General features: G+C 68.2%; 13 protein-coding genes and 1 tRNA gene. 7 read left to right on the top strand and 7 right to left on the bottom strand.

All coding sequences use genetic code 11. The features are described 5' to 3' along the window. Positions 1-337: GNAT family N-acetyltransferase (locus A7X97_RS04165; protein WP_146260229.1), on the bottom strand; the 337-nt coding region annotated here is incomplete at its 3' end. A gap of 127 nt (positions 338-464) precedes the next feature. Between A7X97_RS04165 and A7X97_RS04170 the strand changes: the two genes are divergently transcribed. Next, a complete protein-coding gene (locus tag A7X97_RS04170; protein ID WP_269777698.1) occupies positions 465-875 on the top strand; it encodes a DUF3592 domain-containing protein in 411 nt (136 codons plus the stop codon). A gap of 137 nt (positions 876-1,012) precedes the next feature. On the opposite strand, the gene A7X97_RS04175 is transcribed toward A7X97_RS04170, so the two are convergent. Then, positions 1,013-1,105 (bottom strand) — tRNA-Ser (locus A7X97_RS04175). 143 nt (positions 1,106-1,248) lie between these two features. On the opposite strand from A7X97_RS04175, the gene dnaX reads away from it, so the two are divergent. From dnaX to A7X97_RS04195, 4 genes are all read left to right on the top strand, one after another. Further along, a complete protein-coding gene (gene dnaX, locus A7X97_RS04180) occupies positions 1,249-3,297 on the top strand; it encodes a DNA polymerase III subunit gamma/tau (protein WP_088497824.1) in 2,049 nt (682 codons plus the stop codon). Between the two features lie 6 nt (positions 3,298-3,303). After that, positions 3,304-3,624 carry a YbaB/EbfC family nucleoid-associated protein gene (locus A7X97_RS04185; RefSeq protein WP_019659509.1) on the top strand — a complete coding sequence of 107 codons (321 nt, stop codon included), beginning with the start codon at positions 3,304-3,306 and terminating at the stop codon, positions 3,622-3,624. 82 nt (positions 3,625-3,706) lie between these two features. Next, entirely contained in the window at positions 3,707-4,306 is a 600-nt protein-coding gene (recR, locus tag A7X97_RS04190) for a recombination mediator RecR (protein WP_005415496.1), read from the top strand. A 67-nt stretch (positions 4,307-4,373) separates the two neighbouring features. Next, the gene (locus tag A7X97_RS04195; RefSeq protein ID WP_088497817.1) at positions 4,374-4,733 is read left to right on the top strand and encodes a histidine triad nucleotide-binding protein; all 360 of its coding nucleotides are present in this window, start codon (positions 4,374-4,376) and stop codon (positions 4,731-4,733) included. A gap of 76 nt (positions 4,734-4,809) precedes the next feature. Here the strand turns inward: A7X97_RS04195 and A7X97_RS04200 are convergent, their stop codons facing one another. Genes A7X97_RS04200 through A7X97_RS04215 form a run of 4 tightly spaced genes read right to left on the bottom strand, consistent with a single transcriptional unit; the run spans position 4,810 to position 9,176 of the window. Beyond that, positions 4,810-5,337, bottom strand: a complete 528-nt coding sequence (locus A7X97_RS04200; protein WP_088497816.1) for a Slp family lipoprotein — start codon at positions 5,335-5,337, stop codon at positions 4,810-4,812. After that, positions 5,334-7,283, bottom strand: a complete 1,950-nt coding sequence (locus A7X97_RS04205; RefSeq protein WP_088497815.1) for a transglutaminase TgpA family protein — start codon at positions 7,281-7,283, stop codon at positions 5,334-5,336. Before A7X97_RS04205 ends, A7X97_RS04200 begins: the two co-directional genes overlap by 4 nt. After that, positions 7,276-8,199, bottom strand: coding sequence for a DUF58 domain-containing protein (locus A7X97_RS04210; protein WP_061480523.1), 924 nt, complete (start codon positions 8,197-8,199; stop codon positions 7,276-7,278). Before A7X97_RS04210 ends, A7X97_RS04205 begins: the two co-directional genes overlap by 8 nt. A 23-nt stretch (positions 8,200-8,222) precedes the next feature. After that, complete coding sequence (locus tag A7X97_RS04215) at positions 8,223-9,176, bottom strand: AAA family ATPase (RefSeq protein WP_072168236.1); 954 nt, start codon at positions 9,174-9,176, stop codon at positions 8,223-8,225. Positions 9,177-9,218: 42 nt separating this feature from the next. Here A7X97_RS04215 and A7X97_RS04220 point away from each other — a divergent pair, with 42 nt between their 5' ends. Further along, the gene (locus A7X97_RS04220) at positions 9,219-11,054 is read left to right on the top strand and encodes a glycosyltransferase family 39 protein (protein WP_111007627.1); all 1,836 of its coding nucleotides are present in this window, start codon (positions 9,219-9,221) and stop codon (positions 11,052-11,054) included. Between the two features lie 102 nt (positions 11,055-11,156). Here the strand turns inward: A7X97_RS04220 and A7X97_RS04225 are convergent, their stop codons facing one another. After that, complete coding sequence (locus tag A7X97_RS04225; RefSeq protein WP_088497812.1) at positions 11,157-11,726, bottom strand: Maf family protein; 570 nt, start codon at positions 11,724-11,726, stop codon at positions 11,157-11,159. A 113-nt stretch (positions 11,727-11,839) separates the two neighbouring features. On the opposite strand from A7X97_RS04225, the gene A7X97_RS04230 reads away from it, so the two are divergent. Further along, the gene (locus tag A7X97_RS04230; RefSeq protein ID WP_049404889.1) at positions 11,840-12,349 is read left to right on the top strand and encodes a YceD family protein; all 510 of its coding nucleotides are present in this window, start codon (positions 11,840-11,842) and stop codon (positions 12,347-12,349) included. The last annotated feature ends 8 nt before the right edge of the window (positions 12,350-12,357 follow it).

Raw genomic sequence — 12,357 nt, forward strand, 5'->3', positions numbered from 1 at the left:
TATCGGGCGGCACGGCGATGCGCTTGATCGAGGGATCCGCTTCGGCCTGGCGCAGGCGCGCGAGTGCCAGTGTGCGGCCCAGCCCCTGGCGGTGCAGCGCGCGCTGCACCATGCCCCAGCAGAAGCCGGCGCTGCCGTCGCCACGGCGCGAGAGGCCACCACAGGCGACGACGTTTCCATCGCGCTCGATCACCTGGAATGCACAGCCCGTGGCCTGCTCGCGCAGGAAGCGTTCGAAGTCGCTGCGCTCTTCGGGCGCGAAGTAGGTGGGTACGTTGCTGTCGAAGATCGACAGGCAGGCGCGTGCGTCGGCGGGTTGGTAGACACGAAGGTTCATGCAGCCACCATAGCGTGCGGAGGGGGCTGGGTGGCCTCTGGGTTATGCTGTCGGGCAACGGGAGTGACCGCGCGGCAGGATCCGCCGGCCCCATTCGTCTTCCCGCCTGCAACGGAGCTGCCCAGCGATGCCCGACCCTTCTTTTTTCCGGACTGCCCAGTTGATGCGCGGTCTGCTGTTTGGCGTGGTGGGTCTGTTGATCCTTGCCGTGGCCGCCTTCGAGGTGACACATCGTCTTGAGTTCCTGGAGGTCGCGCAGGCCGTTGATGGCCAGGTTGAGCGCCTGAACGCCGGCGGATCGCATCCGCAGGTCGCGTTCACCACCGCGACCGGCCAACGCGTCTCGTACCCGCAGGGCGGCATGATCTTCGGCTATGAGCCTGGGCAGCCGGTACGCGTGCTTTACGACCCGGCGCAACCGCGGCTGGAGCCGGTCCTGGATACGTTCGGTGCGCTGTGGGGAATGACGGTCGTGTGGGTGCTGCTGGGGCTGGCGTTCGTCGGCGCCTGCGTGCGGAGACTGCTCCGGCGCAGATGACCTGCGGCGGATCGCGCGCCGTCGGCGGGCCGGCCGTTGGACCGGCCACGACGGCAGGGCCTGTTCAGTCCGGTAGCACCTGCGGCGATTCCCGCCAGCCAAAAAAAGCCGCCCACTGGGCGGCTTCTTCATTTATCTGGCGGAGAGAGGGGGATTCGAACCCCCGAAGCGCGGTTTAGACGCTTACACACTTTCCAGGCGTGCTCCTTCAACCACTCGGACACCTCTCCGGATCCTGCCATCGGCAAACGCCTCAGCAGGGGCGCAGATTCTAGCGGGCGGCGCGGCCGGACACAAGCACCCCGGCCAGGCAACACATACGGGGGCGATGTTGGCGAAGGGGCTGGACAGGCATGGCACAATGGAACTTCCGATGGAAAACGGTGGCCTGATGTCCTATCTCGTCCTTGCCCGCAAGTGGCGTCCGAAGCGTTTTGCCGAGTTGGTGGGCCAGGAACACGTGGTCCGTGCGCTCAGCAATGCGTTGGACAGCGGCCGTGTCCACCACGCGTTCCTGTTCACCGGTACCCGTGGCGTGGGCAAGACCACCATCGCGCGCATCTTCGCCAAGTCGCTCAACTGCGAGCAGGGCACCAGTGCCGACCCGTGCGGCCAGTGCGCCGCCTGCCTGGACATCGACGCCGGTCGCTACATCGACCTGCTGGAAATCGACGCCGCGTCCAACACCGGCGTGGACGACGTGCGCGAGGTGATCGAGAACGCGCAGTACATGCCTTCGCGCGGCAAGTACAAGGTCTACCTGATCGACGAAGTGCACATGCTGTCCAAGGCGGCGTTCAACGCACTGCTGAAGACGCTGGAAGAGCCGCCGGAGCACGTGAAGTTCCTGCTGGCCACCACCGACCCGCAGAAGCTGCCGGTCACCGTGCTCAGCCGCTGCCTGCAGTTCAATCTCAAGCGCCTGGACGAAGACCAGATCCAGGGCCAGATGACCCGCATCCTGGCGGCGGAAGAGATCGAGGCCGACGGCAGCGCCATCGTGCAGTTGGCCAAGGCCGCTGACGGCAGCCTGCGTGACGGCCTGTCACTGCTGGACCAGGCGATCGCCTATGCCGGCGGCGCGCTGCGCGAGGATGTGGTGCGCACCATGCTGGGCACTGTGGATCGCACCCAGGTGGCGGCGATGCTCGATGCGCTGGCCGAGGGCGATGGCCCGCGCCTGCTGCAGGTGGTGGTCGCGTTGGCCGAATTCTCGCCGGACTGGAGTGGCGTGCTGGAAGCGCTCGCCGAAGGCCTGCACCGCATCCAGGTGCAGCAGCTGGTGCCGGGTGCCGCCGTCGCGGAAGGCCTGGATGTCGCATCATTCGCCGAGCGCCTGCGCCCGGAAGTGGTGCAGCTCTGGTACCAGATGGCCTTGAATGGCCGTCGCGACCTGCCACTGGCACCGAGCCCGCGCGCCGGCTTTGAAATGGCGGTGCTGCGCATGCTGGCGTTCCGCCCGGCCGCAGCGGTACCGCCGGTGCCGAAGGCCGTCGACGGTGCGGTGGGAGGCACGCCGGGTGGCAACGCTGCCGGTGGTGGCGCCCATGCCGGAAGCCATGAAGCGACGCCGGCTGCTGCCGTCGCTTCGGCCAGCCCGGCCGTGGCGGCGCAGGTGGCCGCTCCGGCGGCTGCACCGCGCGAACCTGAACCCGAACCCGAGCCGGCCCCGCAACCGGAGCCGGATCCGACGCCTGAACCCGAGCCGGTTCCGGTGGAAGAACCCGTGTCACCGCCGCCGGTGAAGGCCGAGGCGCTGGCGCCTGCCATCGCTGCAGAGGCAAGCGATGACCTGCCGCCGTGGGCCACCGACGAAGCCGAGGCGCGGGATGGGGCTCTGGCGGCCGAGATGGCCGGCCCGGATGCCGCCATGGTCGCGCCCTGGCATGAACCGCCGGCTCCCGCCGCGGATCCAGGCGAGCCTGCGCCGCCGGAGCGTTTGTTCCGCGCCGAAGGTATTGCCATTGCGCCGGCCGAACCGGCTCCGGCGCGTGAGGCCGCACCGCAGGAAGGTGTCAGCGAGCTGGCCACTGCCGAAGACTGGCTGGACCTGGTCGCCAACAGCGGTCTCAGCGGCCCCTCGCGGCAGCTGGCTGCCAACGCCGCCTTCATCAGCTGCCAGCACGGGACCTTGAAACTGGGCCTTTCGCCCGGATTTGAGTACCTGCGCTCGGAGCGCGCGCTGGCTGCCCTGGGCGAGATGCTGGAGAAGGCCCTTGGCCAGGCGCCGAAGATCGTGGTCGAGACCGTGGAAACCGAACACGTTCCGGCCGAGACCCTGCATCAGCGTGCCGACCGCCAGCGTGGCGAGCGGCAGCAGGTGGCAGAGGCCGTTTTCATGGACGACCCGGAAGTGCAGGTGCTGATCCAACAGCACGGTGCCCGGGTTGTTTCCGATTCCATCCGTTCTTTTGACGAGTAAGACACTATGCGCGGCAATATCGCCCAACTGATGCAGCAGGCCCAGAAGATGCAGGAAAACCTGCAGAAGGCCCAGGAAGAAATCGCCAGGATCGAAGTGACCGGCAGTGCCGGCGGCGGCATGGTCAGCGTGACCCTGACCGGCGCCAAGGAATGCCGCAAGGTGCGCATCGACCCGTCGCTGACCAGCGACCCGGAGATGCTGGAAGACCTGATCGCCGCCGCCTTCAACGATGCCTCGAACAAGATCGATGCCGAGTCGAAGTCGAAGATGGGTTCGGCCACCGCCGGCATGCAGCTGCCGCCGGGCATGAAGCTGCCGTTCTGATTGCCAGCGTGGCATCCGTGCAAGCGGGTGCCACAGAATCTGTAGCCGTCGAGCTCGCTCGGCGCCATCAAAGCATGCCGCCGTGTCCGCACCCCTGCTTGAACAACTGATCGACGCACTGCGGGTGCTGCCTGGCGTAGGCCAGAAGACGGCGCAGCGCATGGCCTACCACCTGCTAGAGCGCGAGCGCGAAGGCGGCCAGCGCCTGGCCGAAACGCTGGCCTTGGCGGTGGAGCGTATCGGCCACTGCGCGCAGTGCCGCGACTTCAGCGAAACCGAGCTGTGCCCGACCTGTGCCAACAGCAGCCGCGAGCGCAGCCAGCTGTGCGTGGTCGAATCGCCGGCCGATCGTCTCGCGATCGAGAACGCGACGGGTTTTCGCGGTGTCTACTTCGTGCTGCAGGGCCGGCTGTCGCCGCTCGATGGCGTCGGCCCGCGCGAGCTGGGCCTGGAGCAGCTGGAGCAGCGGCTGGCCGAAGGTGAGGTACAGGAGCTGATCATCGCCACCAGTGCCACCGTCGAAGGCGAAGCCACCGCGCATTACCTTGCGCAGCTGGCGCGCGCGCGCAAGGTGCAGCCCAGCCGGCTGGCACAGGGCCTGCCGCTTGGCGGCGAGCTTGAATACGTTGACCGCGGCACGCTGTCGCACGCGTTCGGGACGCGCAGCGAATTCCGCGATTGAGTACCACCCGGGCATCACCCGGCGCGGCCGGCCTACAATGCGGAAGACACTCCCGCCGAGGCCGACCATGAGCAACGATACCCTCTTCAGCAAGATCATCCGTCGCGAGATCCCGGCCACCATCGTCTATGAGGATGACGAGGTGCTGGGCTTCAAGGACATCGCACCGCAGGCGCCGGTGCACGTACTGTTCATTCCGAAGAACGAGATCATCCCGACCCTGGACGACCTGCAGCCGTCGCAGGCGCACCTGGTCGGCAAGCTGGCCCTGGCCGCTGCCGAATACGCGCGCCGCGAGGGTTTCGCGCAGGACGGCTACCGCATTGTGATGAACTGCCGCGAACATGCCGGGCAGACCGTGTTCCACATCCACATGCACCTGCTGGCCGGCGCGCCGCTGGGGCATTTCGGTACGCCGGGGCGTTGAAGCCCTGTCCATGCATGCGTGGATGAAAAAGGCCGCCCGAAGGCGGCCTTTTCCGATCATGCAGGGTGGGTGGCGATCACCACCAGCCCCAACGGCCGTAGCCACCCCAGTACGGGCCCCACGGACCGGGGCCCCACGGGCCATAGGGGTAGGGCACCACATCGACCTGGCGCTGTTCCGGCCACAGGTAGATCACATCGGCCGACAGCTTCGGCAGGCGGTAGTCGTAGTCCCCGATGCGGGTGTTCTGGTAGCCGTCGATCTTGCCGATGAAGGTCACGTCACGCCCGGCTTCAAACACGGCCGGGTCGTAGAAACCGGCGCGGCAGGCAATGAAGCGGCCGTCGCTGGCGTCGGACGAGGTGGTGTTCGGGCGGCCACTGGCGTTGAGCGGGCGCGAGATCATCTGGAAGCAGGTCTCGCCCTGGCCGGGCTTGGTCTCGATGATGCGGCCGCCCCATCGGACCGGCGTGCCGACCTGCTGGGTGGCGACCGAGTCGCGCGGGGAAATAAGGCTGAACTGTCCCTGCAGCGGCTTGGGTGCCGTGGCACAGGCCGACAGGGCCAGCGTGGCCACAGCGGTGAGGAGGAACTTGGTGTTCATGGGGAGGCTCCGGAAGTCGGGCGATGCCTGCGCAGGTCCCGCAATAATGAAGCGAGGTCGGTGCAAGTTCCAGCGTAGCGCGCGTCGGCGAAACGCTGGCTGAGCGCGAGCAGGGTCGGGGCGGGTCGCTGCCGGTGAACCCGCTGTGCCCAGTCCTGTGCGGTTTCGTGCGGTTCGCGGGCCAGGCCAAGGCGCGCATACTGCCGCCCGAGCCGGTGCCAGGCGCGCAGCAGCGGGTCGCGCTCGCGCTCGCCGCGGGCCAGCAGCCAGGCCATCCACGCCAGTGCCAGCAGGGCGGCGACCACGAATCCGGTCACCAGCTGCGCCGGCCCGAGGTCATCCAGCCCGAACGGCTTGAGCAGTTGCTGCTGGCGGCGTGCATCGAAGGACAGCACCAGGTCGTTCCAGCCGCGGCGCAGCCAGTCACCCATCTGCCCCAGCTGCAGCCAGCGCTGTTGCAGTGGGGTATCGGTGCCGGCCTGCAGGCGGTCGTCCAGGGTGTCCAGGATGCGTTCGGGTGCCACGGCGGCAGTCGGGTCGACCCGCACCCAGCCGCGTTGCGGCAGCCAGACTTCGGCCCAGGCGTGGGCATCCATGCGACGCACCACCCAGTAGTCGCCGATGCGGTTGCGGGTGCCGCCTGCGAAGCCGGTCACCACCCGGGCCGGAATGCCGGCGTTGCGCATCAGCACTACGAAGGCCGAGCTGAAGTGCTGGCAGAAGCCGGCCTTGTAGTTGAACAGGAAATCGTCGACCGGATCGCGCCCCGCCACCGGTGTATCCAGCGTGTAGGAGAAGTCGCGGGTGATCCATTGCAGCGCACGGCGGACGATGGCCTCGTCATCGCTGCCGGCCTCCTGCCGCCATTGCCGCGCGAGCTGGGCGGTGCGCGGATTGAAGCCGGGCGGAAGCTGCAGCGCCGCGCGGCGCAGGTAGGGCGACAGATCGGTGTCGAACCGTTGCGGCGGCGCCGAATGCAACCGCCAGCGGCTGAGCGCGGACAGCGTGCGGTCGCTGCGCAGGCTCATGTCGGCATCGAAGCTGCTGCCCTCCGGTGCGCGGCTGGGCAGGTCCAGTGCCACCAGCAGGCGACGGTCGGTGGGCTCGTAGTCGATCTGGTAGTCCCAACCCTGTGCGGCGGTTTCGACTACCGGTGCGGGGCGCCCGGCCGTCGCGCGATCGCGGCTCCAGCGGTGGCCGTCGAACGACGTCAGCACCGGGCCGCGCCAATAGCGCTGCGCAGGCTCGGGCACCGCGCCGAAAAACTGCACGCGCAACGCCGGGGTGTCGTCGGCCATCAGGTCCAGCCACTGGTCCGGCGCCATGCTGTCAGCCAGGCCCGGTGTGCCCACCGCTCGCTCGGGTACGCCCCACAGCGGCGTGGACAAGCGCGGGAACAGCCAGAAGCAGGCCAGCGCGAGTGGCAGGCCGATCCCCAGCAGGCGGCCGACGCCACGCAGTTGTCCGCGCAGCGGCAGGCGAGGGCTGTGGCCCTCGTCCAGGGCCAGGCGTTGCAGGGCCAGCAGTGCGGCAACTGCGGCCAGCGCTGCCAGCCCGGTGGTCAGCGGCCCCTGGTCGAGCAGGAAGGCCGCGAACGGCGAGAACAACGCGAAGCCCAGCAGGCTGCGCGCATCGCGCAGGTTGCGCAGCTCGCTGGACTTGATCGCCAGCATCGCTGCCAGCAATGCGCAGCCGGTATCGCGGCCCGGCCGCACCATGCCCATCTGCCAGACGATGGCGGCAAGCATGGCCAGCACCAGCAACAGGCGGACCGGCATCGGCAGCAGCCGCCGCCATGAAAGCGCAGCGGTCAGCACGGCGGCGATCGCGATCACGCTGGCCAGCACCGGCGGCAGCTGCAGCAGCAGTGGCAGCAGCGCCAGCGCTGCGCTGGCCAGGGTCCAGCTGCGGGCGTTGCGGTCGAGCAGGACGGCAGGCTCAGTCATGGGGCATCAATGCCAGTGCGCGCAGGCACAGGTGGTGGTGGCTGGCACCCTGGCCGGGCCCCAACGGCGGATGGGCCGGAAGCAGCAGCGTATAGCGACGGCCTTCGCGTTCGGCCATGTCGACCCAGCGTGCCAGGCGTGCGATGCGCGCTTCATGGCCCAGCGCTGCCAGCGTGCGCCAATCCAGCACCACTTCGATGCCGATCGGCTTCTCGTACTCGCGTACCAGCAGGCTGTCGCGGCGCGCCGAGTGTTTCCAGGCAATGCTGCGCGGAGCATCGCCGGCACGATAGGGGCGCAGCTGATGCAGCTCTTCGCCCGTGGCGTGGGCGCGGGTGTGCAGGGGATCGCTGCCACTTTCAGGGAGGGGCGGTGCCTGGGCCTCGGCCAGCGGGTAGACCAGCAGCGGTTGCTCCGGCCACACCCACGACCATGCCCGCACCAGTCCCAGCGGCTGCGTGCTCGACAGGCGGATGCGGGGCAGTTCCAGCCAGCCGCGGCGCTCGCTGGGAACATCCAGCTCCACTTCGCCGCGACCGTGTGCAGGCAGTGCAACCCAGGCCTCGCTTGCGCCCAGCTGCAGGTGCAGCCCGTGGCGCGCGCGCGGGTCGCGCAACGAAAGGTCCACGCGCAGGCGCAGGGGATGCCCGGCCGGTACTGGTTCGGCGGAGATTGCATCGATCTGTATGCCGGACAGTTGCAGGTGCGCGGCGATGGCGCTGGCGATCGCTGCCGCGGCCAGCAGCAGCGCCAGCAGCAGGGCCGGGTTGTTGTTGTAGTTCAATGCGCCCAGCAGCATCGCCGACAGCAGGGTGGCGACGAACAGGCCGAAGCGTGTCGGTAATACGTAGATGCGATGACGGTCCAGGCGCTGCGGCAGGGCTTCGGGCCTGCGGGGGCGTGCCAGCAGCTGCATGCGTGCCCAGCGTGTGGCCACCTTCAGTCCACCGCGACGGTCTGCAGGATCGCCCGCGCCAGCGCCGGCCCGGAGCTGGATTCGGCTTCGGCCACCAGGCGATGGCCGGCCACCGCCACGAACAGGGTCTGCACGTCTTCGGGCATCACATGCCCGCGGCCGAGCAGCAGCGCATGTGCCCTGGCGGCACGCAGCAGGGCCAGTCCCGCGCGCGGTGACAGGCCTACGCGCACGCCGGCATGGTGTCGGCTGCGGGTCAGCAGCGCCTGCACATAGTCGATCAGCGCGTCGCTGGCATGCACCTGGCCAACCGCTTCACGCAATGCACGCACCTGGGTGTCGTCCAGCTTTGGCACCGCGCGTGCGATCAGGTCGCGGCGATCACTGCCGCGCAGCAGCTCGCGCTCGGCCTGCGCGCTGGGGTAGCCCATCGCCAGCCGCAGCAGGAAACGATCCAGCTGCGAGTCCGGCAACGGGAAGGTGCCGGACAGGTCGACCGGGTTCTGCGTGGCGATGACGAAGAACGGGTCGGGCAGTGGATGTGTCTGTCCATCCAGTGTGACCTGCTGCTCGGCCATCGCTTCCAGCAGCGCACTCTGTGTCCGCGGCGGTGCACGGTTGATCTCATCGGCCAGCAGCACGTGGGTGAACACCGGGCCGGGATGGAACTGGAACTGGCGGCTGCCGGCCTCGTACACCGAAACGCCAAGTACGTCCGCCGGCAACAGGTCGGAGGTGAACTGCACGCGCTGGAAGCTGAGACCGAGGCTGCTGGCCAATGCGTGCGCCAACGTGGTCTTGCCCAGCCCGGGCAGATCCTCGATGAGCAGGTGGCCGCCAGAAAGCAGGGCGACAAAGGCCAGCCTGACTTCCGGCACCTTGCCCAGCACCAGTGCGTTCACCTGATCCTGTGCCTCCCGCAGGGCCTGGCGCAGTTGATCGGTTAGCATGCTGGGATTGGGGGACGAGGCTGGCATGATCGTCTCAGGTCTGGAATCCATTCGATTATCCATAGAGCAATGCAAGGCGAACAGCGCGCGCGGGCGATTTTTCTCTGGTTGTGGACGCTGATCACAGCGGCCAAGCTGGTGGTGGCCGCGCGCCTGCCGCTGTTCGTCGATGAGGCGTTCTATTGGCAGGAAGGCCAGCACCTGGCCGCTGCCTATTCCGACCTGCCGGGGCTGACCGCCTGGCTTGCACGCCTGGGCGTGGAGATCGGTGGCCATCACGTACTCGCATTGCGCCTGCCGTTCCTGGCCATCGGCGCGCTGCTGCCGATGCTGGTGGTGCGCATCGCCACGCGCTGGTTTGGCAACGTGGCCGGGTGGCAGGCGGGCAGCCTGACCCTGCTGATGCCGTTGTCGGCCACGCTGGGCCTGCTGGCCGTGCCGGACGTACCGATGGCGCTGGCGGCGGTGATCTGCCTGCACGCCGGCGCGCGCCTGCTGCACAGCGTGGATGCGTCCTCGGCGATGAAGCTGGCGCTGGGCCTGCTGATCGGTGCGCTCAGCCACTACCGTTTCATTGGTGTCATCGGTGTCGGCTTCATTGCGCTGCTGGCGTTGCCGCAGGGCCGTCGCATGCTGGCCGATCCGCGCGTATGGGTGGCGCTGGCGGTGGGCGTGCTGGCCTGGCTGCCGTTGCTGGCGTGGAATGCCGACAACCACGATGCCGGCCTGAAGTTCCAGGTGGTCGAGCGCCACCCGTGGGCGTTCGAGTGGGAGGGGCTGTGGTTCCTGGTGATCCAGCCGATGCTGGTGACGCCGATCCTGTGCATCGCGATGTGGAAGGTCGCCCTGGCGGGTACCCGCAGTGGCGGTGGGGCGCGGGTGCAGTGGCGCTATTTCGGCCTGGTGGGCGGGGTGTCGACGCTGGGCATCTTCCTGCTGGGCTTCTTCACCGATGTCGAGCGGATCAGTTTCCACTGGCCCTTGCCAGGCTACCTGGCGTTGCTGGTGGCCGTGCCGGTGGTCCTCAACGGTTGGCCGCGCTGGTTGCGCCGTACCGGCTGGTGGCTGGCCGCTGCAGGTACCGTGCTGGCGTTCGGCTACTACCTGATGGCGTCCACGCCGGCACTGCGCGAGCAGATGGCCGGCAGCAAGTACTACCCGCGCAACTTTGCCGGCTGGCAGCCACTGGCCGTGGCGGTGCGTGACGAACTGCGGCAGATGCCACCGGGTACGCGTGTCCTGGCGGGCAACTTCAAGGTCGGTGCCGAACTGGGCTTCCAGCTGGGCAATGGCGATATCGAGGTGCTGCCACATCCGCTCAACGACAAGCATGGGCGCACCGCACAGCTGGCGCAGTGGGACCTGCTGCACGAAAGCCCGCGCAGTGTGCCGATGCTGCTGGTGCTTTCACCCAGTGACCAGCGCTACCGCGACCTGCTGGCGCGCTATCACACCATCTGCGAGCAGGTGGGGCCGCTGCCTGCGCCGCGGGTGGTCAGCAGCGATCATGGTTTCCAGCGGTTCCTGCTGTTCCGGCTGCCGGCCAAGCGTGCACAGGGGCCCTGCGTAACACCCGCGATGGCCTGGCTGGATGCGCCGTCCAACGGTGAGAAGGTCTCCGGAACGCTCGCCATCAAGGGCTGGGCATTCAAGGATGGGGTCGGGCTGGCGCGGGTTGAAGCGCTGGTTGATGGCCGCTCGATCGGTGACGCGCGTTACGGGCGCGTGTTCGACGTTCGCCCCGCCTGGCCGGACAGTACCGATCCGCAGCATCCGGCGGTGGGCTTCGACGCGTCGCTGGACACCACCACGCTGGCGCCGGGCCGGCACTGGCTCGGCCTGCGCCTGCACGGGCGCGATGGCAGCGTGGAGGCGTGGCAGGAGCAACCGTTCGAGGTTCGTTGAGGTCCTCTGGTCCTGTGGAGCGGAGCCGATGCTTGGCTGCTTCCGAATCAGATGGCAGGCAGCCTCGAAAAAGGCAGCCGGGCATGGGCTCGGCTCTACCGTTCAGGGCACCGCGAATCCGGCCCTGCGCAGCAGGCCGCACAGCGCGATCAGTGGCAGGCCGACCAGCGCGGTCGGGTCGCGGTTGTCGATCGCCTCGAACAGGCTGATGCCCAGGCCCTCGCACTTGAAGCTGCCGGCGCAGTCCAGGGGTTGCTCGGTGGCGACGTAGCGGGCGATCTCCCGCGAGTCCAGCGCGCGGAAGTGCACTTCGGTCAGATCCAGGGCGGCGAGGGATTCTCCATCCCGCCTGAGACTGATTGCCGTGTGAAAGCGTACCGTCTGCCCGGACATCGCCACCAGCTGCGCACAGGCCGCCTCGACCGTGCCCGGCTTGCCCAGCGGCTGGCCGTTCAGGTCGGCGACCTGGTCCGAGCCGATCACCCAGGCACCCGGATGGCGCGTGGCGACATCGGCCGCCTTGGCGGCGGCCAGGCGCGTGGCCAGGGCCAGCGGCCCCTCGCCGTTCAACGGCGTTTCATCCACCTCCGGGCGTGCGCAGTCGAAGGGCAGGCCCAGCCGTTGCAGCAGTTCGCGACGGTAGCGGGAGGTGGAGGCCAGGACCAGTGACATGCGAGAATACCGGGGCAGGGTGCGGCAGTCTGGCCCGCCGGCAACGCCAGCAGCAAGTCCTGTATGGCGGGCATTTGACAGCGGGCGGTGCGATCCTTAGTATTCAGCGGCTTATGTCCGCGAACGTGCCCGAAACGCTGGATGCCTGGCGGATGGTTGTAGCGCGAAGGCGCTTCGACGGTCAGGTCTCCCTGGCTGAATTGACCCGCCTGCAGGGGTTGGTCGCAGATACCGACGGCGAGTGTGTCTACTCGCTTGAATTCGGTCGCGACGACGTCTTGCGGGTATCCTATGTGGAACTGACCATCGACACCGCGTTGCCGCTGACCTGTCAGCGCAGCATGCAGCGATTCCTGTTGCCGGTGAAGGTGACCCAGAGGCTTGGCCTGATCCGCGACGAGGACGAGGAATCGTCCCTGCCGGAGGAATACGAGGCGTTGCTGGTGCCGGAAGACGGCCAGCTGCGTCCGCTGGACCTGGTCGAGGACGAGCTGGTGCTGGCGGTGCCTGTGGTGCCGCTGTCGCCCGACGGTGAAGCAGTCGACAAGGACTGGGCACCGAGCGAAGAAGAAACAAAGAAGGCCAACCCGTTTGCGGCGTTGGCGGCATTGAAGAAACAATAGCAGCCGGT

It is taken from the genome of Stenotrophomonas sepilia, assembly GCF_003244875.1.
Taxonomy (GTDB): Bacteria; Pseudomonadota; Gammaproteobacteria; order Xanthomonadales; family Xanthomonadaceae; genus Stenotrophomonas; species Stenotrophomonas sepilia.